16 protein-coding genes and 1 tRNA gene are annotated in these 22,320 nt (G+C 67.5%); 9 read left to right on the forward strand and 8 right to left on the reverse strand.

Annotated elements, in window-relative coordinates:
- Positions 1-45 precede the first annotated feature (45 nt).
- Genes PVW48_RS00235 through xylA form a run of 4 tightly spaced genes read left to right on the forward strand, consistent with a single transcriptional unit; the run spans position 46 to position 4,842 of the window.
- Entirely contained in the window at positions 46-1,353 is a 1,308-nt protein-coding gene (locus PVW48_RS00235) for a sugar ABC transporter permease (RefSeq protein ID WP_274579746.1), read from the forward strand.
- Entirely contained in the window at positions 1,350-2,099 is a 750-nt protein-coding gene (locus tag PVW48_RS00240) for an ATP-binding cassette domain-containing protein (RefSeq protein ID WP_274579747.1), read from the forward strand. The genes PVW48_RS00235 and PVW48_RS00240 overlap by 4 nt, the downstream gene beginning before the upstream one ends.
- Positions 2,099-3,541, forward strand: coding sequence for a xylulokinase (xylB, locus tag PVW48_RS00245; protein WP_274579748.1), 1,443 nt, complete (start codon positions 2,099-2,101; stop codon positions 3,539-3,541). Before PVW48_RS00240 ends, xylB begins: the two co-directional genes overlap by 1 nt.
- A complete protein-coding gene (gene xylA, locus PVW48_RS00250; protein ID WP_274579749.1) occupies positions 3,538-4,842 on the forward strand; it encodes a xylose isomerase in 1,305 nt (434 codons plus the stop codon). Before xylB ends, xylA begins: the two co-directional genes overlap by 4 nt.
- Positions 4,843-4,972: 130 nt before the next feature.
- Here xylA and PVW48_RS00255 read toward each other — a convergent pair whose 3' ends face one another.
- On the reverse strand, positions 4,973-5,692 hold the full coding sequence (locus PVW48_RS00255; protein ID WP_274579750.1) for a THxN family PEP-CTERM protein: 720 nt from the start codon (positions 5,690-5,692) through the stop codon (positions 4,973-4,975).
- Positions 5,693-6,964: 1,272 nt separating this feature from the next.
- Between PVW48_RS00255 and PVW48_RS00260 the strand changes: the two genes are divergently transcribed.
- From PVW48_RS00260 to PVW48_RS00280, 5 genes are read left to right on the forward strand one after another with little or no spacing between them, the layout of a single operon-like run.
- On the forward strand, positions 6,965-8,125 hold the full coding sequence (locus PVW48_RS00260; protein ID WP_274579751.1) for a glycosyltransferase family protein: 1,161 nt from the start codon (positions 6,965-6,967) through the stop codon (positions 8,123-8,125).
- A gap of 23 nt (positions 8,126-8,148) precedes the next feature.
- On the forward strand, positions 8,149-9,393 hold the full coding sequence (locus PVW48_RS00265; RefSeq protein ID WP_274579752.1) for a glycosyltransferase family 4 protein: 1,245 nt from the start codon (positions 8,149-8,151) through the stop codon (positions 9,391-9,393).
- Complete coding sequence (locus PVW48_RS00270) at positions 9,393-10,541, forward strand: glycosyltransferase family 4 protein (protein ID WP_274579753.1); 1,149 nt, start codon at positions 9,393-9,395, stop codon at positions 10,539-10,541. Before PVW48_RS00265 ends, PVW48_RS00270 begins: the two co-directional genes overlap by 1 nt.
- Positions 10,541-12,376, forward strand: coding sequence for an ABC transporter ATP-binding protein (locus tag PVW48_RS00275; RefSeq protein WP_274579754.1), 1,836 nt, complete (start codon positions 10,541-10,543; stop codon positions 12,374-12,376). The genes PVW48_RS00270 and PVW48_RS00275 overlap by 1 nt, the downstream gene beginning before the upstream one ends.
- A complete protein-coding gene (locus PVW48_RS00280) occupies positions 12,363-14,606 on the forward strand; it encodes an aminoglycoside phosphotransferase family protein (protein ID WP_274579755.1) in 2,244 nt (747 codons plus the stop codon). Before PVW48_RS00275 ends, PVW48_RS00280 begins: the two co-directional genes overlap by 14 nt.
- A 95-nt stretch (positions 14,607-14,701) precedes the next feature.
- Here PVW48_RS00280 and PVW48_RS00285 read toward each other — a convergent pair.
- The 7 genes from PVW48_RS00285 to PVW48_RS00315 all read right to left on the reverse strand — a co-directional run bounded on the left by PVW48_RS00285 (position 14,702) and on the right by PVW48_RS00315 (position 22,228).
- Positions 14,702-14,778, reverse strand: a tRNA-Arg gene (locus PVW48_RS00285).
- 127 nt (positions 14,779-14,905) lie between these two features.
- Positions 14,906-16,138, reverse strand: a complete 1,233-nt coding sequence (locus PVW48_RS00290) for an HlyD family secretion protein (protein WP_274579757.1) — start codon at positions 16,136-16,138, stop codon at positions 14,906-14,908.
- Between the two features lie 3 nt (positions 16,139-16,141).
- Positions 16,142-16,537 (reverse strand): hypothetical protein, encoded by a 396-nt coding sequence (locus PVW48_RS00295; protein ID WP_274579758.1) that lies wholly within the window; start codon positions 16,535-16,537, stop codon positions 16,142-16,144.
- Between the two features lie 98 nt (positions 16,538-16,635).
- Entirely contained in the window at positions 16,636-17,184 is a 549-nt protein-coding gene (locus PVW48_RS00300) for a DUF2478 domain-containing protein (RefSeq protein ID WP_274579760.1), read from the reverse strand.
- 356 nt (positions 17,185-17,540) lie between these two features.
- Positions 17,541-19,709: an NADP-dependent isocitrate dehydrogenase gene (locus tag PVW48_RS00305; protein WP_274579762.1), complete on the reverse strand. Its 2,169-nt coding sequence runs from the start codon at positions 19,707-19,709 to the stop codon at positions 17,541-17,543.
- Between the two features lie 432 nt (positions 19,710-20,141).
- Positions 20,142-21,584 (reverse strand): aldo/keto reductase, encoded by a 1,443-nt coding sequence (locus PVW48_RS00310; protein WP_274579763.1) that lies wholly within the window; start codon positions 21,582-21,584, stop codon positions 20,142-20,144.
- The gene (locus PVW48_RS00315; protein ID WP_274579764.1) at positions 21,581-22,228 is read right to left on the reverse strand and encodes a GntR family transcriptional regulator; all 648 of its coding nucleotides are present in this window, start codon (positions 22,226-22,228) and stop codon (positions 21,581-21,583) included. Before PVW48_RS00315 ends, PVW48_RS00310 begins: the two co-directional genes overlap by 4 nt.
- Between the last annotated feature and the right edge of the window lie 92 nt (positions 22,229-22,320).

Genomic DNA, 22,320 nt, shown 5'->3' on the forward strand with positions numbered 1-22,320 from the left:
TTTGCGCCTGCGCCAGTGCGCGCGGGATCAGGAGGGACTTGACCCATGTCCGATGCATCCCCGACCGAGAGCCGCCTGCCCAGCCGGGCCAAGCGCAGTTTCCTGCAGACCCTGGAGGTCGATACCCGCCTTCTGGGCATGATCGGGGCCTTCGTTCTGGTGTGCCTGGTCTTCAACCTGCTGACGGACGGGCGGTTCCTCACGGCGCGGAACATCTTCAACCTGTCGATCCAGACCGTGAGCGTGGCGATCATGGCCACGGGCATGGTGTTCATCATCGTCACGCGCCATATCGACCTGGCGGTGGGGGCGTTGCTGGCCACCTGTTCGGCGGCCATGGCGATGACGCAGACCGCGATCCTGCCGCAGGTCTTCGGGCTGGAGCTGGGCCATCCGGCGATCCCGTGGATCGCGATGCTGGTGGGCGTGGTCACGGGCACGGTGATCGGGGCGTTCCAGGGCTACCTGGTGGGGTATCTGATGATCCCGGCCTTCATCGTGACCCTGGGCGGTCTGCTCGTGTGGCGCAACGTGGCCTGGTACATGACAAACGGGCAGACCATCGGGCCGCTCGATCCGACCTTCATGACCCTTGGCGGCATCAACGGGACGCTGGGCGCGACCCTGAGCTGGATCGTGGGTCTCGTCGCGGTGGTCGCGGCCTGCTGGGCGCTGTGGTCGGGGCGCAAGAACAAGATCGCCCATGACGCGCCGGTCAAGCCCGTCTGGGCGGAACTGACGGTGATGGGGGTGGTGTCGGTCGCGATCCTCGGCTTCGTGGCGATCCTGAACAGCTACGAGGTGCCCACGGCGCGGCTGCGGCGGCTTTTCGAGGCGCGCGGCGAGGTGATGCCCGAGGGCTATACCGAGGTTTACGGGATCCCCTATTCCGTGCTGCTGCTGATCGCGGTGGCGGTGGCGATGACGGTGATCGCCAAGAAGACCCGGTTCGGGCGCTACATCTTCGCCACGGGCGGCAACCCGGACGCGGCCGAGTTGTCGGGGGTCAACACGCGGATGCTGACGGTGAAGGTATTCGCGTTGATGGGGGCGCTCTGTGCGATTTCGGCCATCGTGGCCTCGGCGCGGCTGACCAACCATTCCAATGACATCGGCACGCTGGACGAGTTGCGCGTGATCGCCGCGGCGGTGATCGGGGGCACGGCGCTGGCGGGCGGGATCGGCACGATCTATGGCGCGATCCTCGGTGCGCTGATCATGCAGTCGCTGCAATCGGGCATGGCCATGGTCGGCGTCGATGCGCCGCTGCAGAACATCGTCGTGGGCACGGTTCTGGTGGCCGCGGTTCTGATCGACATCCTCTATCGCAAGCGGATGGGAGCGAAATCATGACCACGCCTTTGGTGGAGTTGGACAATATCTCGATCTCCTTCGGGGGGATTCGCGCGGTGGACGGCGTGTCGCTGGACCTTTACGCGGGCGAGGTCGTGGGGCTTTTGGGCCATAACGGGGCCGGAAAATCGACGCTGATCAAGATCCTGGCGGGGGCGTACCGCAAGGATAGCGGCGAGATCCGGATCAACGGCAAGAAGGCCGAGATCAACAGCCCGAGGGATGCGCGGCGCTACAATATCGAGACGATCTACCAGACGCTGGCGCTGGCAGATAACCTCGATGCGTCCTCGAACCTGTTTCTCGGGAGGGAGTTGACCACGCGCCTCGGCTTTGTGGACGACACGCGGATGGAGGCGGAGACGCGCAGGATCATGGCGCGGCTGAACCCGAACTTCCAGAAACTGAGCGAGCCGGTGAGTGCCCTGTCGGGCGGGCAGCGGCAATCCGTTGCCATTGCGCGGGCGGTCTATTTCAACGCGCAGATCCTGATCATGGACGAGCCGACGGCGGCGCTGGGCGTGCACGAGACGCAGATGGTCGCGGACCTGATCAAGGAGCTCAAGGCGCAGGGGCTGGGGATTTTCCTGATCTCCCACGACACGCGCGAGATGCTGGAGCTGTGCGACCGGGTGTCGGTGATGAAGAACGGCAAGCTGGTGGGGACCGAACGGGTGGAGGACGTGACCGAGGACGACATCCTGTCGATGATCATTTTGGGCAAGAACCCCAAGGCGGTGGCCTGATGTATCTGGGACTGGATCTGGGGACATCGGGGCTCAAGGCGGTCCTGATCGACGAAAACCAGGCGCTGGTGGCCGAGGCGACCGCTCCGCTGGAGGTCGCGCGCCCCCATCCCGGCTGGTCGGAGCAGATGCCGTGCGACTGGCTGGCGGCGACCGAGGCGGCGATGGCCGCGCTGGGTGCCCGCGCGGACCTGTCGGGGGTGCGGGCGATTGGCCTTTCGGGGCAGATGCACGGGGCCACGCTGCTCGATGCGTCCCACGAGGTGCTGCGGCCCTGCATCCTATGGAACGATACGCGCGCGGCGGCGGAGGCGGCCGCACTGGATGCCGACCCGGCATTTCGCTCTGTGACGGGGAATATCGTCTTTCCCGGCTTCACCGCGCCGAAGCTCGCCTGGGTGCGCGCCCATGAGCCGGACGTGTTCGATCGCACGGCGCTGGTGCTGCTGCCCAAGGATTACCTGCGGCTCTGGCTGACCGGGGAGGCGGTGGCGGAGATGTCCGATGCCGCCGGCACCTCCTGGCTCGACACCGGCGCGCGGGACTGGTCCGCGCCGCTGCTGGCGGCCACGGGGCTGAGCCGGGATCACATGCCCCGGCTGGTAGAGGGATCCGAGGTCTCGGGCACCCTGCGCGACAGTCTCGCCGATGCCTGGGGTCTGCCGCGCGGCGTGCCGGTGGCAGGCGGGGGCGGCGACAACGCCGCCTCGGGCATCGGGATGGGCGTGGTGCGGGCGGGCGACGGGTTCGTCTCGCTGGGCACCTCGGGTGTGCTGTTCGCGGCCTGCGACGCCTATGCGCCGGACCCGGCCACGGCGGTGCACACGTTCTGCCATGCCCTGCCGGAGACCTGGCATCAGATGGGGGTGATCCTGGCGGCCACGGACGCGCTCAATTGGTTCGCGCGGACCTGTGGGACCGATGCAGCGACGCTGACGGGCGGGCTCGGCCCCCTGCAGGCGCCCGGGCGCACGGTCTTTCTGCCCTATCTGGGCGGCGAGCGGACGCCCCATAACGATGCGGCCATTCGCGGCGCGTTTGCCCGCATCGACCATGCCGCGGACCGTGATGCGCTGGCGCGCGCGGTGCTCGAAGGCGTGGCCTTTGCCTTCCGCGACAGCTTCGACGCGCTGGCGGCCACGGGCACGCGGCTGGAGCGGCTGGTGGCCGTGGGCGGTGGGGCCAAGTCTGACACCTGGGTGCGGATGATCGCGACGCTGATCGGCCTGCCCATCGACCTGCCGCAAGCGGGCGATTACGGCGGCGCGTTCGGCGCGGCACGGCTCGGCATGATGGCGGCGACGGGGCAGGGGGCGGCGCTGGCCACCCGGCCCCCCATCGCGCGGAGCCTCGATCCGGTGCCGGCCCTTGCCGACGCCTTCGGCGAGGCCCATGCCACCTACCGCGCCACATACACCGCCCTGAAAGGACTGGACCGATGAGCGATTTTTTCGCGGGGATCCCCGCCGTCACCTATGAAGGCCCCGAGGCCCGCAGCGACTTCGCCTTCCGGCACTACAACCCCGACGAGATGGTCATGGGCAAGCGGATGGAGGATCAGCTGCGCTTCGCCGTGGCCTGGTGGCATTCCTTTGCTTGGGAAGGGGGCGACCCGTTCGGCGGCCCGACCTTCCAGCGCCCGTGGTTCGGCGACACCCTGGATCATGCCCGCGCCAAGGCTGATGCGGCGTTCGAGATGTTCCGCATCCTGAACGTGCCGTTCTATTGCTTCCACGACGCCGATATCCGCCCCGAGGGCGGGAGTTTCGCCGAGACCACCGCGAACCTTGAAGCGATGGTGGACTACCTGGGCCAGAAGCAGGAGTCGAGCGGCAAGCGGCTGCTCTGGGGCACCGCGAACCTGTTCTCGCACCGGCGCTACATGGCCGGGGCGGCGACCAACCCGGACCCGGATGTGTTCGCCTATGCCGCCGCCACCATCAAGACCTGCATGGACGCGACCCACAAACTGGGCGGCGCGAACTATGTCCTGTGGGGCGGGCGCGAGGGGTACGAGACCCTGCTCAACACCGATCTGGGGCGCGAGCGGGAGCAGGCGGGCCGGATGCTGCAGATGGTTGTGGATTACAAGCACAAGATCGGGTTCGAGGGCACGATCCTGCTGGAGCCGAAACCGCAGGAGCCCACGAAGCACCAATATGATTACGACGTGGCCACGGTGTTCAGCTTCCTGTCGGAGTTCGGCCTGCAGGACGAAGTGAAGATGAATATCGAGCAGGGCCATGCGATCCTGGCCGGGCATTCCTTCGAGCACGAGCTGGCGCTCGCGCGGGAGTTTGGCATCCTCGGCTCGATCGACATGAACCGCAACGATTACCAGTCGGGCTGGGACACCGACCAGTTCCCGAACAACATCCCCGAGGTGGCGCTGGCCTATTACGAGATCCTGCGCGCGGGCGGCTTCGATACCGGGGGCACCAATTTCGACGCCAAGCTGCGGCGGGAATCGCTGGATCCGGAGGACCTGATCGCGGCCCATGTGGCGGCGATGGATGTCTGTGCCGCGGGGCTGAAGGCGGCGGCACGGATGCTGGAGGATGGCGAGTTGGAGCGGCGGCGCGAGGACCGCTATGCGGGCTGGCGCGCGCCCTCGGCGGAAGCGATGCTGAACGGTGGCAAGCTGGAGGACTGCTTCGCCCATGTGATGGAGACCGGGCTTGATCCGCAGCCGGTCTCGGGCGGGCAGGAACGGCTGGAGGCGCTGGTCGCGCGCTACCTGTAAGTCGGGACCGACACATGCAGGGAGCGTACTGGTATTGGACGCCCCATGCCCTTGCAAGGCCGGTCCCGGTCGAGGGTTCATGTCCCGACGCGACCGATGCCGCGTCGGGGGTGCGCAGGTTCGGCCTCGGTCAGGCGGCTTTCTTGCGGCGGCGCAGGGCGGCCAGCCCACCGACACCGGCCAGCAGCATCCAGCCCGCGGCGGGCAGCGGGATGGCAGCCACGTCAGCGGTGAATGTGCCCAGGAGGGTCGCCGTGTTCGACGCATTCTCTGCAGTCAGGAAGCTGGCGCCCATGTTGAACCCCGTCACGGACACGAAGTAGTCTACCCCATCGATTGTGAGGGAGTCGGACGCGCCGACATTCAGGGTGGGGGTCACCAAGTCGCCACATGGCTCGGGACCGCCAGCTGCGCAGGGGGCGCCACCGGGATCGTTCGGCGTTTCAAAATGATCGAAAATGAACTGCGACGTCAGCGATCCTGCGACACCACCGATCGTGAATTCCGTGGTCACGTCGAGCGTGGCTCCGGTGATGGATGTCCCCGAGTTGATTGGGAAGTTGTCGTGGGTGAAATCGCCCAGGGTGAACACCGTGTCAGATGAAAAAGGGGCTGTTGCAGGCGGGGCGACGCCAACAAAAGTGTAGCCGCTCTGCGGTCCACCGGAGGGCGTGGTCGTGCCCCAGGAAATGGCGTTTGTGGTGAGCCCGCTCACGTTCGTGCCGCCGGTGACGCTGGTCCATGCACCTGTCACGCTGGTGATCACGATGTCGCTGATGGTCGACGCGGAGGCGCCACCTGCGACGATCACCGCGACAGCGGTTGTCGCGAGAAATTTACCAAGTCTCATGTCGTTTTACCTTTCACGTTAACTGCGGCTAAAACCGCCAGTTTACCGTAACTCAATATTAGTTAACGTCCTAGGCCGGTGTTAATCTTTTGTTAACCTAATTCCGCAGAAATCTTTCTTTTTATTTCGTGGCAAAGTGCAGGTGTACCGGGCGGTGCGCACGGGCGGGTTGTCAGGCTAAGGTGTTTCCTCATCATGTTTTTTTGAAAGAACGTTGATCTCACTGCCGTCCGCGCTGTGATCTTGACTGCAGTATATTCTGCGGTGCGGCGTGCCAGGGAAGCGTCGGATGCCTGCGCCAGCGCTTTGCTCGAAGCGTGCTATGGCCCCTTTCCAACGCTCTTTTTTTGGATGATTCGCCTTGTTTTCATGGTGCAGCGAAAGTGGTTTGTGTTCCGTCCTGATGCCGCCACAGGGGTGGTGCAGGGCATGGCGCGGGACTGCAGCAGTCGGGCTCGGGGAGTCGTTCTGTTGGAACGTGTTGATTTGTCAAAAGATTTCGGGTGAATGCGCATTGGGTTACGTGCGTCAATTGAAAGCGTTTTGAATGAAGACTTCAATACAGTGATGTTGTGTTTTCAGTTGCCCGGGGTCGAGACACGGAAGCTCACGCGTTCGGGGGTGCGTTTCGAAAAATCGCAGGTACATCAACGGATTGCCTGACGAGTGGTTCTAAATCTGAATCCAGCCCGGGGTATTTCAGGGGTAGACGCTTTTCGGAATTCCAGGTTCATTCAATCCTTATTCGAAATGGGTAGTATTAAATTTTTCGATTGATGGCGTTCAAGAAACGATCCTGCCGTTCGATCCGACATTGATCTGCCAGCCTTCGGGCCCGAAGGCCTGGCCGATCCACGGGTCGCTCGCCGCGCCCGGCAGGCGGGGGCGCGCTCGTGGGAACCGCGTGCCATCGATCCGATACCCGACGCCTGCACCGCGCGACAGTGCCGCGCAGGGGCTGTCGGTCGGTGCGGTGGCCCCCCCCCCCGCGCTTCGGGGAAGGCCGGTCGTGGGACCGGGGGCGCGCAAGTCCGCCTCCTGCCGCCGTCGACCCGAGGGCTTTTGTCCTTGTCAGAGTGTCGTCAGACACCGCCGCGACAGCTCCGTCAAAATCGCAAAGGGCACGAGTCGCAGGGGTATTCCGCGCTGAAAGCGGCGATCTAGACCGATGGTTTATGGCAGAGAGGTGCCCATAAACCCCAGTTTAATGGACCAATCGGCCGGTTGCGCCAACTGCTTCACGAAGTTCAGCCCACAGCAAAAGGTTTCAGGATGCAGGCCAACCGTATCGCCCTTTATTCCCATGACACGCTCGGTTTTGGCCACTTTCGGCGCAACCTGATGCTGGCCAAGAAGCTGCGTGCGTTGCCGTCGAAGCCGGATGTGATGCTGGTGGCCGGGACCTACGAAGTCGGGGCCTTCGACATTCCCGACGGCATCGAGGTTCTGACGCTGCCGGCCTATGCCAAGCACGCGGATGGCCAATACACCGCCCGGCGCCTGAACATGGAGCTGTGCGAGCTGCGCGCCCTGCGCGAGGCGATCCTGGCGGCCACCCTGAAGCGGTTCGCGCCCGACCTGCTGATCGTGGACAATGTCCCGCTTGGCGCCCAGGGGGAACTGGAGGGGCCGCTGCGCAAGCTTCGCAAACGGGGCAAGACGCGGCTTGTGCTGGGGTGTCGCGATATCCTCGATGATCCGGCGACCGTGCGGCGGCAATGGCTGCGCCAGCGCCATGTCGAGACCATCAACACCTATTTCGATGCGGTGTGGGTCTATGGGGACCCGGCCGTCTATGACGTGTTCAAGGACTGCGATCTGACCGGCATCACCGTCGAGATCGTGCATACCGGCTACTTGCTGAAGGACTGGCCCGCCCAGGTCGCGCCGAGTGGTGGAGAGGCGCCGCTGGTTCTGTGCACCGTGGGCGGTGGGCGCGACGGTCTCGACCTGTGCAAGGCGTTCGCGGCGGCGGAGCTTCCGGAGGGTCACCGCGGCATCATCGTGCCGGGCACGCAAATGGATGCGGACGCCCTGGCCCGTATCCGACAGATCGCGGCGGGCAATCGCGGCATGCAGGTGGTGCCCTTCGTGCCGGACCTCTTGCCGCTGATGGCCGCGGCGCGCCGGATCGTGGCGATGGGGGGCTACAACACGACCTGCGAGATCCTGGCCCTGAAGAAACCGGCGCTGATCGTGCCAAGGGTCGCGCCGCGCACGGAGCAGCTGATCCGCGCGCGCGCCCTGAGCGACCGCGGGCTTGTCGATATCTGCCACCCCAGGGGGCTGTCCCCGACGGCCTTGTCGGAGTGGATGGCGCGCCCGATCCCGCGCGCGGCCCCTCATGGGATCAGGACCGATGGGCTGGCCTCTGTTGCCGCCCTCGCCCAGGCCGCGCTTTACCCCGATTACCAACAGATCGCCGCAGAGTGATCCGATCAGAAAAGGAGATCGCCATGATCCATATCCGTCCACCGAAACAGGGAAAGATCGGATATATCTGCAAGCGCTACCCGCGCTTTTCCGAGACCTTCATCGTCCACGAGATCCTCGCCCATGAGCGCGCGGGCCAGCAGGTGGAGATATTCGCGCTGCGCCCGGTCATGGACACGCATTTCCAGGACATCTTGTCGAAAGTGCGCGCGCCCGTGCACCGGATCCCCGAGAAGACCCGCTCTGTCAGCGTGTTCCGGGACCTTCTGGAGAAGGCCGAGGCGCTTTATCCCGGTGCGCCCCAACGGGCGCTGGCCACGGGCGCTGCAACCGATGCCATTGCGCAGGGGCTTGCGCTGGCCATCGATGCCAAACGCCTTGGCGTGACGCATTTCCACGCCCATTTCGGCACGGTCGCCACGACGGTCGCGCGCGTGGCCTCGCAGGTTTCCGGCATTCCGTATACTTTCACGGCCCATGCCAAGGATATCTATTACCGCTACGACCCGCCGATCGAGCTGGACGTGAAGCTGCGCGATGCGGCGGCGGCGGTGACGGTTTCGGATTTCAACCTGGCCTACATGACCGAGACATTCGGCAAGGACGCGGGCGGGCTCGTGCGGCTTTACAACGGACTCGATCTGTCGGGCTTTGCGTGGTCCGAGCCGACGGCGCGGCAGACGGATATCCTCGCCGTGGGCCGCCTGATCGAGAAGAAGGGGTTCCATATCCTTGTGGAGGCCCTGTGGCAGCTGGCGCGCAAGGGGCAGACCCCGCGCTGCCGCATCATCGGCATGGGGGAGGACGAGGACAACCTGCGCAGCCAGATCGCGGCGGCGGGCCTGGAGGGTCAGGTGACCATCGAAGGACCGCGCCCGCAATCCGAGGTCATCGCCGCCATGCGCGACGCCGCCGTTCTGGTCTGCCCCTGTATCGTGGCCCGCGATGGCAACCGCGACGGGTTGCCCACCGTGTTGCTGGAGGCGATGGCGCTTGGAACGCCCTGCATCGGGACGGATGTGGTCGGCCTGCCGGAAATCCTGCGCCCGGGGGACACCGGGCTGCTGGCCAGCGAGGGCGACCCCGACACCTTGTCCGCCGCGATTTCGCAGATGCTTGGCGACATCGACCTGCGCCGGCGCGTGTCGCGCAATGCGCGCCGGTTGATCGAGGAAGAGTTCGACATCGACCGCAACGCGGCCCGGTTGCGCGAGCTCTTTGCGTCCTGCGCGGGCCCTGTGCCCGCCGGCCTGAAGGGAGCAGCCTGATGCGCGTGGCTTATGTCTCGACCGATCCCGGCATATCGCCCACCGGCACCAAGGGGGCGTCGATCCATATGCGCGCGATCCTCGGTGCGTTGCTGCGCATGGGCGCAGAGGTGACATTGTTTGCGCCGCCGTCCCGCGCGCCGTTGCCGGAGGATTTGGCCGCGGTGACCTGGGTGCCGCTGCCGAAACCGGCCAAGGGCGCGCCCGAGGTCCGCGAACGCGCGCTGATCGCGGCCAATGCGTGCCTGGCTCAGGCGATGGAGGACCACGGACCTTTCGATCTGATCTATGAGCGGCACGCCCTGTTTTCGGACGCGGCCATGCAATTCGGTGCGGCGCGCCGGATCCCCAGCGTGCTGGAAGTCAACGCGCCGCTTCTGGAAGAACAGCGCCGCCACCGGGTTCTGCAGAATTCGGACGAGGCGGCGGCTCGTGCCCGGTCCTCGATCTCGGCGGCGGATCGGATCATCGCCGTCTCCGATGCGGTCGGCGCCTATGCCGAAGGCTTCGGCGCCCGGTCGGTCAAGGTCGTGCCGAATGGCGTCGATGCGGACCGCTTTGCGGTGCCACCCGGGTTCCGGCCGCCTTTCACCCTCGGGTTTGTCGGCACGCTCAAGCCCTGGCACGATGTGGCCTGCCTGATCGATGCGCTGGCGCTGGTCCGGCGCTCGGTGCGCGATGCGCGGCTGCTGGTGGTCGGCGACGGTCCGGAGCGCCCGGCCCTCGAGGCGCAGGCGCGCGAGGGCGGTCTTGTCGACGCGGTCGACTTCCATGGCGCGGCGCCGTCGCAGGACATCCCGGCGCTGCTGGCGCGGATGCATGTGGGGCTCGCCCCCTATCGCGGGGGGGATCCGTTCTATTTCTCGCCGCTCAAGATCTACGAATACATGGCGGCGGGCCTGCCCGTTCTCGTCAGTGACCGGGGCAACATGCGCGATGTGGTCCTGCCGCCCCGGGCGGGCGCGGTGGTGCCGCCCGATGACCCCGCTGCGCTGGCCGAGGCGATCGTCCACCTGGCGCAGAACCCGTCGGTCGGGCGCGCGCGGGGCCAGCGCGGGCGCGCCCATGTGATCCGTACCGCCAGTTGGGATCACGTCCTGCGGGCGAGCCTGGACGGCCTGCCGCTCCCTTCGGTCCTGGCCGCCTGATGGCCCGGTCCGGCAGCCGCCCGTCCTCGTTGGCGGAGACCGCCCCCGGCTTGCGCCGGGTGTTGCGGCGACTGGCCCCGTTCATGCGCGACGAGCGTCCCCTGATCGCGGGCGGGGCGCTGGCCATGCTCGCGGCCGTCTTCGCCAAGCTGGCCGAGCCCTGGCCGCTGAAGTTCGTGATCGACATGTTCGTGCCCGGGCGGGGCGGAACGGAGCCAGGGATGCCCTTCGGGCTGACCGATCCGATCATGCTCCTGGTGCTGTGTGCGCTGTCCATAGTCCTGGTGATGGGCTTGCGCGCCACGTTCGAGTTCACCGCACGGGTGACCTTCGCGCTCGCCGGGGCGCGGGTTCTGGCGAAGGTCCGCGCGACGCTGTTCGAGCATCTGCAACGGTTGTCCGTGGCGTTTCACCAGAAATCCCGCCCCGGTGACCTGACCCTGCGGCTGATTTCCGATGTGGGCATGCTCAAGGAGACCACCGTCACCGCCGCCTTGCCGCTGGCCGTGAATGCGCTGGTGCTGGTCGGCATGATCGCCGTGATGCTCTGGATCGATTGGCAGCTTGCCCTGATCGCGCTGTCACCCTTGCCCGTGCTGTGGCTGATGACGATGCGGATCGGGCGGCGTATCCAGTCGGTCAGCCGCAAGACCCGGAAAACCGAAGGGGCCATGGCGGCCTCCGCATCCGAGGCGATGTCGAACGTGGCCATCGTCCAGGCGCTCGGCCTCGAGAAAGCGATGAGCAAGGATTTTCTCGGTGACAATGCCGCTGAGTTGAAACAGGGCGTGCAGTCCAAGCGGCTGACCGCGGGGCTGGAACGCCGGGTCGATATCCTGGTGGGTGTCGGCATCGGCCTGGTGCTGTTGTTCGGGGGGCTGTCCATCCTCGACGGGCGCACCACGCCCGGGGATCTGATCGTCTTTCTGACCTACCTCAAGAACACGTTCAAACCCGTGCGCGACTACGCCAAATATGCCGCCCGCCTGGCCAAGGCGACCGCGGCCGGGGAGCGGGTCATTGCGTTGCTCGACGAGGACACGAAGCTGACCAGCCTCGCGACGCCCGTCAAACTGCCCGAAATCCAGGGGGGGATTGCGTTCGAAAACGTGTCTCTGAACCTGGGCGGCTCCGAGATCCTGAAGGATATCTCGATCTCGATCCGCGCAGGCGAGCGGGTTGCCATCACCGGCCCGTCTGGGTCAGGCAAATCGACGCTCCTGTCCCTGGCGATGCGCTTGCAGGATCCCGATGCGGGGGCCGTGCGCCTCGACGGGCGGGACCTGCGGGCCCTGGCGGTGGAGGATGTCCGCGACAGCTTTGCCTTCGTGCCGCAGGATCCGGTGCTGTTTCATGCCAGCATCGCGCGCAATCTGGGCATTGCCGCGCGTCACGAACCGACCCCTGACGAGATCATCGCGGCCGCGCAGCTTGCGGGGGCCCATGACTTCATCCTGTCGCAACCCCAGGGCTATGACACGGTGCTGGCGGAACGCGGCAGCACCCTGTCGGGCGGCCAGCGCCAGCGCCTGTCCTTCACGCGCGCGGCTCTCAGGAACGCGCCGATCTTCCTGCTGGACGAGCCGACCACCGGTCTGGATGCGACCACGCAGGCGAACCTGGCAGACGCGATCTGGCAGCTGACCGAGAACCGCACGCTTTTGATGGTGACCCATGATCTCCATCTCGCGGCCCGGGCGGATCGGGTGATCTGCCTGGAGGGCGGGCGGATCGTCGCGAACGGTCGCCACGAGGACGTGCTGGCGCAAGGCGGGCTCTATGCCAAGCTCTGGGCCGAGCAGATGCAGACGGGGGTCGCCCATGCCGCAGAATGATGCGCTGATCGCGCGGGATCCGGGCTTGCCGGGGCTTGCGCTGCTGCTGGATCGCTCGGCGCTGGAGGCCGGTCTCGGCGCGCCCATCGCGGCGCTGGGGTCGCTGCGCTACAAGCCCGGCACCAGCTGCACCCGCGCCGTGCGCCTGGCGGATGGTCGCCATCTGTGGCTCAAGGCGCTGACCCGCGACAGGCATGGCCAGGTGCTTGCGCGCGGCCAGGACCTTGCGCCCCAAGCGTTGCGCGACCGGCACGTGGTGGCGCAATCCCCCGCCGCGGACCGGGACATTCCCGGTCTGAAACGGCTTTGGCCCGAACAAAGCAGGCCGGCGGAGCTGGCGCGCCTGCTGGGCGATCATCCCCTGTCCCGGGGCGTGCTGCACCCCCTGAGCCACCGTCCGACCCGCCGTCTGGTCGCGCGCCTCGACGCGGGCGGCACACGGGCGTTCCTGAAGGCTTACACGCGCAAGGCCCATGCGCAGGCCTTGTCGGGGATCCTGCTGGCCGCCACGCTCGGGCATGGGCGCGTTCTCGCGGCCTGCGCCGAGCGCGGGCTGATCGTGTCCGACTGGATCGACGGGCGCAGCCTGTGCCCGGCCGACGATGCGGCGCTCGACCCGCGGGCCTTCCGCCAGGCCGGAGCGGCCCTTGCCACCGCCCATGGCGCCCGCCTTCGGACGCCATTCCAGGCCACCCGGTTCGATGCGGTTCGCCGCCTGCGCGCCCTTGCCAAGGACATCGGCCGCCTGCTGCCGGAGCAGCGCGCCCGCGCCAGCGACCTTGCCGAACGGCTCGTCGCGGCCCTCGCGTCGGTGCCGGAGCAGCACGGCCTGATCCATGGGGATTTTTCTGCCGACCAGATCCTGGTGGGCACAGAGGACACGATCACCATCATCGACTGGGATCGCGCCGCGATGGGCGATCAGGGGTCCGATCTCGGCAGCGCGCTGGCCCGGCTGGAGGTGCAGCGCCTGTGGCACGACCTGCCCGAGGCGGCGGCGAAGACCGCGACCGAGGCCCTGCTTGCCGGTTACGGGGATGTGCGGCCTCTGCCGGCGTCCTGGTCGGTGCAGGAAACCGCCCATCTCTTCCTGCTGTTGGGAGAAGCGTTTCGTCATCAGCTGCCCGATTGGCCCGCGCGGACTTGCGCACTGCTGGACCGGGTCGAAGCGGGCCTCCGCACCGCTCCGGCGCCACAGGTCGATCCGGAACTGCCCCAACTCGCAACATTGCTCGATCCGCAAGGGGCAGCGCAGGCCCTTGCGGCGCATCAAAGCCTCACCGTGGTCGCGCCGCCCAAACTCCGGCGGCACAAACCCGGACGCCGTGCACTGATCGACGTGACCGCCCGGGACGCGGCAGGAGATGCGACCGACTATCTGATCAAGACGCGCGCCAAACGGGCCGATCATGCCACCCCGGCATATCATGCCGCGTTGCGCGCGGCCGGGTTCACCGAAACCGGGGCAGGGGCCTTTGCCGTGCCCGAGGCATGGCCCGGCCCGCCGCGTCTGCGCGCGTGGAGCATGCGGAAGGTGCCTGGCCGGACCCTCACCGCCTGCCTGCATCCCAAGGCTCCGGTGGCGCCGTTCCGGCAAGCCGGGCGGGCGCTGGCCGCGCTGCATGCCTGCCATGTCGAGGGCGTGCCGCGCTGGACGCCGGAGGCCGAATGGGACGTGCTCGCGCGGGCGCTGGACCATGCGGCCGAAGCGCATCCCGGCGATGCCGAGGCGCTGGCGGGCCTGCGCCGGGCGGCGCGGATTGCCCTCGACCGGGTGCCGAAGCGCCCGGATGTCCTGCTGCACCGCGACTTTTATCCCGACCAGCTGCTCGTGGAGGAAAGCCGCCTTTGGATGATCGACCTCGACCTTCTGGCCATGGGGGACCGGCACGTGGATGTGGGCAATTTCCTTGCCCATCTCGATGAGCAGGGGCTGCGCGATCACGGCGCGGTGCAGGTCTTCGACGACCATGCCCGCGCATTCCTCGCAGGGTACCAGGAGGCGGGCACGCTCGATATGGCCTCGGTCCGCGTTTTGCGGGACGTGTCCCTGGCGCGCCATCTTCACATCTGCGACCGGATCGCCATCCGCAAACCCTGCTATCCCAAGCTGCTCGTCGAATTGTCCCGCCGGTTCGATCCCAGCGATGCCATGGGCCGCGCGCCGCACCCTGCCTGCGCGACGTCGGTGCCCCAACCGGAGGCCGCCGCGCGGACCCCCGCAGGATAGAATGGCGCATCCGGCGCGACATCCGCAGACCAGTGGCAGGCGGGCCAGCCCGGTGCATCAGATTCCAACAGGCGAAGATGGTAAAGGCGCCGGATTGGCGGTCCCTGAAGGATTCGAACCCTCGACCGATCGCTTAGAAGGCGATTGCTCTATCCAGCTGAGCTAAGGGACCGCGCCCGGATTTGGTAGGGCATATGGCGCGGGCTTGTAAAGGCCGTTTCCGCCGCGGCGTAACAAAACCGTTTCAGGTCAATGCCTTGCCGCATATGCTCCACCCATTGTCCCGGCGGGTGCAGGGCTCAGTGGCCGGTGAAGACCAGCAGTTGGAAGGGCATCAGCAGCGCGCGCAGGCGCAGCCCCGCCGCATGGACCACGCCCACCGTGTCGACCACGTGCAGGCCGATCCGGTGGAAAAAGCCCAGGTCCTCGGTCTCCAGCCGTTCATGGTTGTTGGTGTAGGCATTGGCAAGGCAGCGGCTGCCCGGCGGGATCAGGTCGGTGGTGCCGGGATAGAGCGGCTCCATGAACACCGTGACCGTGCCGGGCGCGCCCTGGGCACCGATATCCAGAAGCTGGTCCGACGGCCGGATCTGGCCTGCTGCGATCACGTCCTGCACCTGCACCACCACCATGGGCACGATCGAGAAGGGCTGCGAGACGCAGGCGATCTCGGCGACGCTGCCGGGGCGGATCACCTGGGCCGCGACCTGGGGGAAACCTGCCTGGAACCGGTTGCGCCCGGAATCCAGCGGCACGAGCACACCGGCGGGGCGCAGGATCGGGTTGACGATATCGCCCACGCGCAAATCGAACTGCTCGATCCGGGCGTCGATCCCGGCATAGACGGTCATCTTCCCGATCTCGGTTTCGGCCTGGGCCAGCGCGGCCTGGGCCGTGGCGCGTTGGGCGGGCAGGGCGACCTCGATCCGGGTCTGGAGCGAGCGCAGGTTCGCCTCGGCGGCATCGAGCGCGCCTTGCGCCTCGTCGAGCTGGTTGCGCAGGGTGTCGACCTCCCGCTGAGTGACGGCGGAGGAGCCTTCGGCCAGCAGCGTCTCGCGCCGCTTCAGATCCTGCTCTATCTGCCGGTAGGCGGCTTGCGCCTGTTCCAGCGCGCCGGTGGCCCCGCCCAGATCGGATTGCGCGACCAGGAGTGCGGCATCGACCTCCTCAATCTGGCGGCGGGCGGTTTCGGCCGCGGCCTCCTGCCGGGAGCTGTCGAGCCGGAAGATCGGATCGCCCGCGGCGACCTCCTGGTTGATATCCACATAAACCTCGTCCACGCGCCCCGCGCTTTCGGACAGGATCGTCACCGTGCGGAAGAAGGAGGTGACGTTGGACGTGCTGGGGTGGAAATAGAACACCACGGTGATCAGGCTGATGGTCAGCATCGCGCACAGGGTTATGCCCCAGCGCAGCTCGTACCACATGGTGAAGAAGGTGATCTCTTGCCCCCAGGTCTTGCCCTGCACCCGGCTGCGGTAGAGGTAATCGGGCAGCACCGTGAGCATCGAGCACAGCATCAATTCCAGCATGGCTCAGCTCTCTTTCTCGGCTGTGGGGGCAGGGGCCTCGTCGCGTCGCGGCCCTCCGGCAAGGTTACGCAGCGATTGCGCGATTGAGTTCAGCGGCGTGATGAAATCCGGCGGACGGAAGGCCGCCAGCACCAGGGCCGCGACCCAGAAGAGGTTGTTATGGGTAAAAAGCGCCAGCATCGCCAGCACGCTGATCAGTTGCAGCTGCACCGCGTTGGAGCGGTGCGCCATCTTCTCGGGCAGGGCATGCAGGGTGAAATAGGCCACGCCCAGCCCCAGGATCACCGTGATCAGGAACACCACCATGAAGCTCATCAGAAAGTCGCTGCCATCGGCGCCCGCCACATAGGGCGGCAAATGCGCGGGGGCCATCGGGTGGAGATCGGCGGCGGTGCTCATGGGCTCGGGCTTTCCGGTCGGGGGTGCTGCGGCCGCAGGCTAGTGGCGGGACCGGCGGTTTTCCAGCGTCTTCTGCGCGGGGCGGTGTGGGGCGGGGCTCAGGCGCTCTGGCGCGCGCCGCGGGTGGCGGCCCAGCGGTCCGGGTCACTGCCGAGCGCGGCCCAGAGCCATGCCTCCACCGCGGCCTCGGTCGGCTCCAGCCGTTCGGCCATCCCGCCGGTGAAGGTCTCGAAGGCCTCGGCATTGAGGCTGTTGAGCCCCACGAGCACGGGGATGTCGCGGGCCAGCGCCTCGGCGATCAGGGGCCGGAAGCCGCGGCCGCTGGCCTCCTGCTTGCCGAACTTGTTGACAAAGAGCAGGTCTGCCTGGGGCAGGAACGCCTCCGACAGCCCGATCGCGCTTTCCAGGGCCTGCGGGTCGAGCCGACACCCCCGGGACCCCGCGCCGAGGCTTTGGGAGATGCGGACCACCGGCCCGTCGGGCAGGATCTTGACATCCATGTCGCAGGGCTTGTCGTCGCCGCAATCGGTGTTGGTCTGGACTGTGCCGCACAGGGTGACGCCGGCTGCCTGCATCCGGGCCGCGAGGCTCCAGAGCAGCAGGTCGGTGCCGCCGCGCGCATTGGACATGGTGCAGGCGATCTTCATGTCGGGGGTCCTCGATCGGGTCGGCGGTTCGGCCGGGATTGCGGGTCGTCGCCTCGATATAGCGCCAGTTGCGGCCGGATTACAAACGGGACCGTGTGCGGGGCGCACCCGGTCGCGGCCGCGCCGGACAATGCGCTTCGAAGCGCGTTGGTCCCAGCCCCCGGGCGGATTTCCCGCGTCGCGATCCGGGAATGCAGGGTCGTTGCCGGCACACCCGGCAGGGCCGCGGCGCCTTGCGGGGCGTGCCCCCGGCCATCCGCGCGGATCAAGCGGTTTCGAAACCGCTTGGCCCCTTCGGGTCGCGGCACGCAAAAGGCCGCCCCGAAGGACGGCCTTTCATCCGTGTTTCGCCCGGCTCAGCCGATGATCGCGTTCAGGGTCGGGCTGGGCCGCATGACCGCCGCGACCTTGGCGGGATCGTTATGGTAGTAGCCGCCCGTATCCGCCGGTGTGCCCGCGCCCGCGGCCAACTCGGCCAGGATGGTCTCCTCGTTCTCGGCCAGCTTTGCCGCGATGGGCGCGAAATGCGCCGCGATCTCGGCGTCCTTGTCTTGGGCCGCCAGGGCCTCGGCCCAATAGCGCGCGAACCAGTAATGGCTCGCCCGGTTGTCGGGCTGGCCCACCTTGCGACCCGGGGAGCGGTCGAATTCCAGCACCTTCTGGGTCGCCGCCTCCACCGCGTCGCCGAGCACGCCCGCCTTGGCGTTGTCCCGGCTCTGGGCCAGGAACTTGAAGCTCTCGCCCAGGGCGCAGAACTCGCCCAGACTGTCCCAGCGCAGGTGGTTTTCGGCCTGCAACTGCTGCACATGCTTGGGCGCCGAGCCGCCCGCGCCGGTCTCGAACAGACCGCCGCCCTGCATCAGTTTGACGATCGACAGCATCTTGGCCGAGGTGCCCAGCTCCAGGATCGGGAAGAGGTCGGTCAGGTAGTCGCGCAGCACGTTGCCGGTGATGGCAATGGTGTTCTCGCCCTTGGTGATCGTCTCCAGGCTCGCGACCGTGGCCTCGGCGGGCGACATGATCTCGAACTTGTCGGCCACGCCCGCGGCCTCCAGGATCGGGGTGACATGCTTGATCAGCTCGGCATCATGGGCGCGGTCGGCGTTCAGCCAGAAGATCGCGCGATAGCCCGTGAGCTTCTGCCGCTCGATCGCCAGCTTGACCCAGTCCTCGATCGGCGCCTTCTTGGCGGTGCAGGAGCGCCAGATGTCGCCCTTCTCAACCTCGTGGGAATGCAGCACATCGCCATTGGCCGCGATCATGCGGATGGTGCCGTCGGCAGGGGCCTCGAACGTGGTCGGGTGGGAGCCGTATTCCTCGGCCTTCTGCGCCATCAGCCCGAGATTCTGCACCGTCCCGGCGGTGGTGACATCGAGCTTGCCGTGCTTCTTGAAGAACTCGATCGTCTCGGCATAGACGGGCGCATAGCTGCTGTCGGGGATGACGCAGACGGTGTCGGCCTCGTTGCCGTCCGGGCCCCAGCCCTTGCCGCCCGCACGGATGATCGCGGGCAGGGAGGCGTCGATGATCACGTCCGAGGGCACGTGCAGGTTGGTCAGGCCGGTGTCGGAATTGACCATGTACATCGGCGGCTGCTTGTCCAGCACCGCCTGGTAATCGGCCAGCACCGCGTCCGAGGCGCCGTTCAGCACCGTGCCCAGCCCGCCGCGCGCGCCGGTCAGCTCCGGGTGTTTCTCGAACAGCTCGGCAAAGAACACCTCCACCGCGTGGCCGAAGATGATCGGGTCGGAGACCTTCATCATCGTGGCTTTCAGGTGGATCGACCAAAGAATGCCCGCCTCTTTCGTGGCCGAGATCGTCTCGGCCAGGAAGTCGCGCAGGGCGGCGACGGACATGAAGGTCGCATCGCACACCGTGCCCGCGTCGAGCGGCACGCCCTCCTTCAGCACCGTGGTGCCGTCCGCGCCCACGAATTCGATCCGCGCGGGCCCGGCCTGGGCCGCGGTGATGGTGGTCGAGGTCTCGTTGGAGCAGAAATCCCGCGTGCCCATGGTCATCACGGTGGTCTTGCTGTCGGCGGTCCATTCGCCCATCCGGTGCGGATTGGCCCGGGCATAGTTCTTCACCGCCTGGGCTGCGCGGCGATCGGAATTGCCCTCGCGCAGCACCGGGTTCACCGCCGAGCCCTTGACCGCATCATAGGCGGCCTTGATCCTTTCCTCTTCCGGGGTGGTCGGGTTGGCCGGATAGGCGGGGATGTCGTGGCCCTGGGATTGCAACTCGGCGATGGCGGCATCCAGCTGCGGCTGGGAGGCGGAGATGTTGGGCAGCTTGATCACGTTGGCGGTGGGCGTCTTGACCAGCCCGCCCAGCTCGGCCAGGTGATCCGGCGCGCCCGCCACCGCGGCCAGGATGCGGGCGGCCAGGCTGATATCCTTCTTGCCCACCGACACGCCCGCAGGGGCGGCGAAGGCCTGGATGATCGGCAAGAGCGACGCGCTCGCCAGTTCGGGCGCTTCGTCCACGGTGGTATAGACGATATCCGGGTTCGTTTGATCAGCCATGTTCAACTACCTTTGGGCGATTCTGGATCGGGTCGGTGCCCTGGAGATGCGCGGGGCGCGCGCAGGGGCGGTTCAGTTCGGGGTGTCGGTGTTCCGTACACGACGGTATACCAACATCTGCGCCCCGGGTAAATCAGCCCATGCGGGAGATCAACGGGACAAACGGGCGCGGGGGCGGGTTTTGCGCGCGAGCCGAGTTGGTACGCCCCGGACTGGGCCTCGCCCCGGTCGCGACCGAGGGTGTGCCACGCTGCCATTGTCATGCCAAGAAGGCCTTGCGCCGTGCTGCGCACGTCGCGTGATTGGATTTTGCGCCGTGCTGCGCACGTCGCCGGGGGCGGGCGCTGCCCCCGCGCGGCGGGGCCGCGCGCCCCCGGAGTATTTTGACACAGATGAAGGGGGCCGCGCGGGCCGGGGTCCGTTGACGGAGGTTCAGGAGGCAGGGCGATGGGCCTCGGCCTCGATCTCCACCCGGTAGCCGCCGATGAGGCCGGCCACGACCACCAGCGTGTTGGCGGGCTTGATCGCGCCGAAGACCCGGCCATGGGCGCGGGAGACCGCCTCGACGTCCCGCGCATCGGTGATGTAGATCCGGGTGCGCACCACGTCTTCGAGACTGGCGCCGAGGGCGTCGAGGCTCGCCCCGATCCGGTCGAGGATGAAGGTCGTCTGCGCGCCCGCGTCGTCCGGGGCCACGACCCGGTCTGCACCGGCCGTCGCCGTGGTGCCCGAAACCCGGATCGTGCCGTCATCGGCCCGCGCCCTTGCGTAACCCGCGATCTCCTCCCACTCCGTGCCCGTGGTGACCAGCGGCCCGCGCGGGCCCGGGCGGGCGCGCACGGCGCTTGGCATCTCCGACAGGTGGTGGCTGAGATCTCCCGAGGCGGTCAGGAAGGGGGGCTTGCGGTACTCGTCGCCGCAATCTCCCGGCACCGGGCTGGTGGCGGCGAACCCGGCCGCCAGCGTGGCGCGGTCCGCCGCATCCAGCGCAAAGCCGAAGAGCCGGGCGTTGTCGGCGATATGGGCCCGCTCGCCGAGCCGTGCGCCGATGATCACGCCCGCCACATGGGGCTGCGCCAGCACCCAGCGGGTCGCCACGTTGGCCACCGACACCCCGTGCCGCGCCGCGACCTCCGCCGCCGCTGCCATCAGGCGCTGGAACCCGTCCCAACCGCCCGCCGCCGCGATGAACCGGCGGTACTTCATCTTTGACCAGTCGCCGATCCCGGCCGGGTCCGGCGCACCCAGCCAACGCTCCGACAGGAACCCACCGCAGAGCGTGCCGTAAGCCAGCAGGCGCACGCCGGTCGCCGCGCAGACCTCGGCCAGCGGCCCCGCCGCCCGCCGGTCGAGCAGGGAGAACGACACTTGGTTCGACACCAGCGGTACCCCGTCCGCCACCGCCAGCCGCAGATGGGCCGCGTCGAAATTCGTCACGCCGATCTCGCCGATCAACCCCTCGTCGCGCAGCCGCGCCATCTCGTGCAGCGCGTCGAGCCAGGCGGGATGGGCAAAGCTCCACCAATGGAACTGCAGCAGATCGACCCGGTCCACGCCGAGCCGGTCCAGCCGCTCGGTTACGCCCGCGCGCACGACCTCCGCGGTCATCGGCCCCGGGGGCGGGCACCACTTGGTCGCCACCGTCGCCTGCGTGCCCCGCGCAAGCAGCCGCCCGGCGATGATCTCAGCGCTGCCGTAATGATCGGCCATGTCGAAACTGTCGAAGCCCGCCGCCGCATAGGCCCCAAGCGCGTCCGCCGCCCGCTCAGGGTCCAAAACCGCACCGTCCTTTTCCATATCCGCCACCTGCCACAGACCGGTCAGGGCGCGGGAAATCTCCAGCGATCCCAGGCGCGCGCGGTCCGGCGCGCTCATGCCCCGCCCTCCGGCAGCAAGACCCCGAAACTGCGGCCGATATCGCGGGCAAGCGCCGCCTGCGCCGCCACCCGGTCGCCACGCTTCAATGCCGCCAGCAATTCCAGGTGGTGCGTGTGCTGCGCGATCTCGCGGGCGTCCGGGTGCTGCATCACCAGATGCAAACAGGCGCCGTATTGCAGCCAGAGCGCCTCGATCAGGGGCAGGATCACCGTGCTCTCGCTCTGCCGGTAAAGCGTCAGGTGGAAGTCGTAATTCTGCTGCAAGTCCGGCTGCGGCCCCTCGCGCGTCAGGATCGCCGACAGCTCGGCCCGGGCCGCATCGGTCATCCGGTCCATGGCGAGATCCAGCGCCAGGCCTTCCAGCGACAGCCGCGCGCGCCACAGCTCCCGGATGCGCGCCTCTGGCAGGTCGGGCACGCGCAGACTGCGGTTTGGCATATCCTCCAGCGCGCCCTCGGCCACCAGTCGCCGCACGGCCTCGCGCACAGGGGTCATCGAGGTGCCCAGCATCTCGGCCAGCCCGCGCAGGGAGACCGCGTCGCCGGGGCCGAACTCGCCGCGCGTGAACGCCCCGCGCAGCTCGGCATACACCGTGTCACGCAGGGAAACCGGGTCGATCCGGGCAATGTTGAGCGCACACATGGGGGGCCTCCGGCGATTGGGTGTCCTATGGGGACCACAGGCCGATTGACAGGTCAAGAATATCCTATCTACGATAAGATATCACAGATCAC

It is taken from the genome of Dinoroseobacter sp. PD6 (assembly GCF_028807315.1).
GTDB lineage: Bacteria > Pseudomonadota > Alphaproteobacteria > Rhodobacterales > Rhodobacteraceae > Dinoroseobacter > Dinoroseobacter shibae.

Bases quoted from the DNA above. Each gene is read 5' to 3' on its own strand.
- PVW48_RS00255 (WP_274579750.1), bottom strand. From the start codon at position 5,692: ATGAGACTTGGTAAATTTCTCGCGACAACCGCTGTCGCGGTGATCGTC.
- PVW48_RS00235 (WP_274579746.1), top strand. From the start codon at position 46: ATGTCCGATGCATCCCCGACCGAGAGCCGCCTGCCCAGCCGGGCCAAG.
- PVW48_RS00315 (WP_274579764.1), bottom strand. From the start codon at position 22,228: ATGTGTGCGCTCAACATTGCCCGGATCGACCCGGTTTCCCTGCGTGAC.
- PVW48_RS00305 (WP_274579762.1), bottom strand. From the start codon at position 19,709: ATGGCTGATCAAACGAACCCGGATATCGTCTATACCACCGTGGACGAA.
- PVW48_RS00270 (WP_274579753.1), top strand. From the start codon at position 9,393: ATGCGCGTGGCTTATGTCTCGACCGATCCCGGCATATCGCCCACCGGC.
- PVW48_RS00300 (WP_274579760.1), bottom strand. From the start codon at position 17,184: ATGAAGATCGCCTGCACCATGTCCAATGCGCGCGGCGGCACCGACCTG.
- xylB (WP_274579748.1), top strand. From the start codon at position 2,099: ATGTATCTGGGACTGGATCTGGGGACATCGGGGCTCAAGGCGGTCCTG.
- PVW48_RS00275 (WP_274579754.1), top strand. From the start codon at position 10,541: ATGGCCCGGTCCGGCAGCCGCCCGTCCTCGTTGGCGGAGACCGCCCCC.
- PVW48_RS00265 (WP_274579752.1), top strand. From the start codon at position 8,149: ATGATCCATATCCGTCCACCGAAACAGGGAAAGATCGGATATATCTGC.
- PVW48_RS00290 (WP_274579757.1), bottom strand. From the start codon at position 16,138: ATGCTGGAATTGATGCTGTGCTCGATGCTCACGGTGCTGCCCGATTAC.
- PVW48_RS00310 (WP_274579763.1), bottom strand. From the start codon at position 21,584: ATGAGCGCGCCGGACCGCGCGCGCCTGGGATCGCTGGAGATTTCCCGC.
- xylA (WP_274579749.1), top strand. From the start codon at position 3,538: ATGAGCGATTTTTTCGCGGGGATCCCCGCCGTCACCTATGAAGGCCCC.
- PVW48_RS00240 (WP_274579747.1), top strand. From the start codon at position 1,350: ATGACCACGCCTTTGGTGGAGTTGGACAATATCTCGATCTCCTTCGGG.
- PVW48_RS00260 (WP_274579751.1), top strand. From the start codon at position 6,965: ATGCAGGCCAACCGTATCGCCCTTTATTCCCATGACACGCTCGGTTTT.
- PVW48_RS00295 (WP_274579758.1), bottom strand. From the start codon at position 16,537: ATGAGCACCGCCGCCGATCTCCACCCGATGGCCCCCGCGCATTTGCCG.
- PVW48_RS00280 (WP_274579755.1), top strand. From the start codon at position 12,363: ATGCCGCAGAATGATGCGCTGATCGCGCGGGATCCGGGCTTGCCGGGG.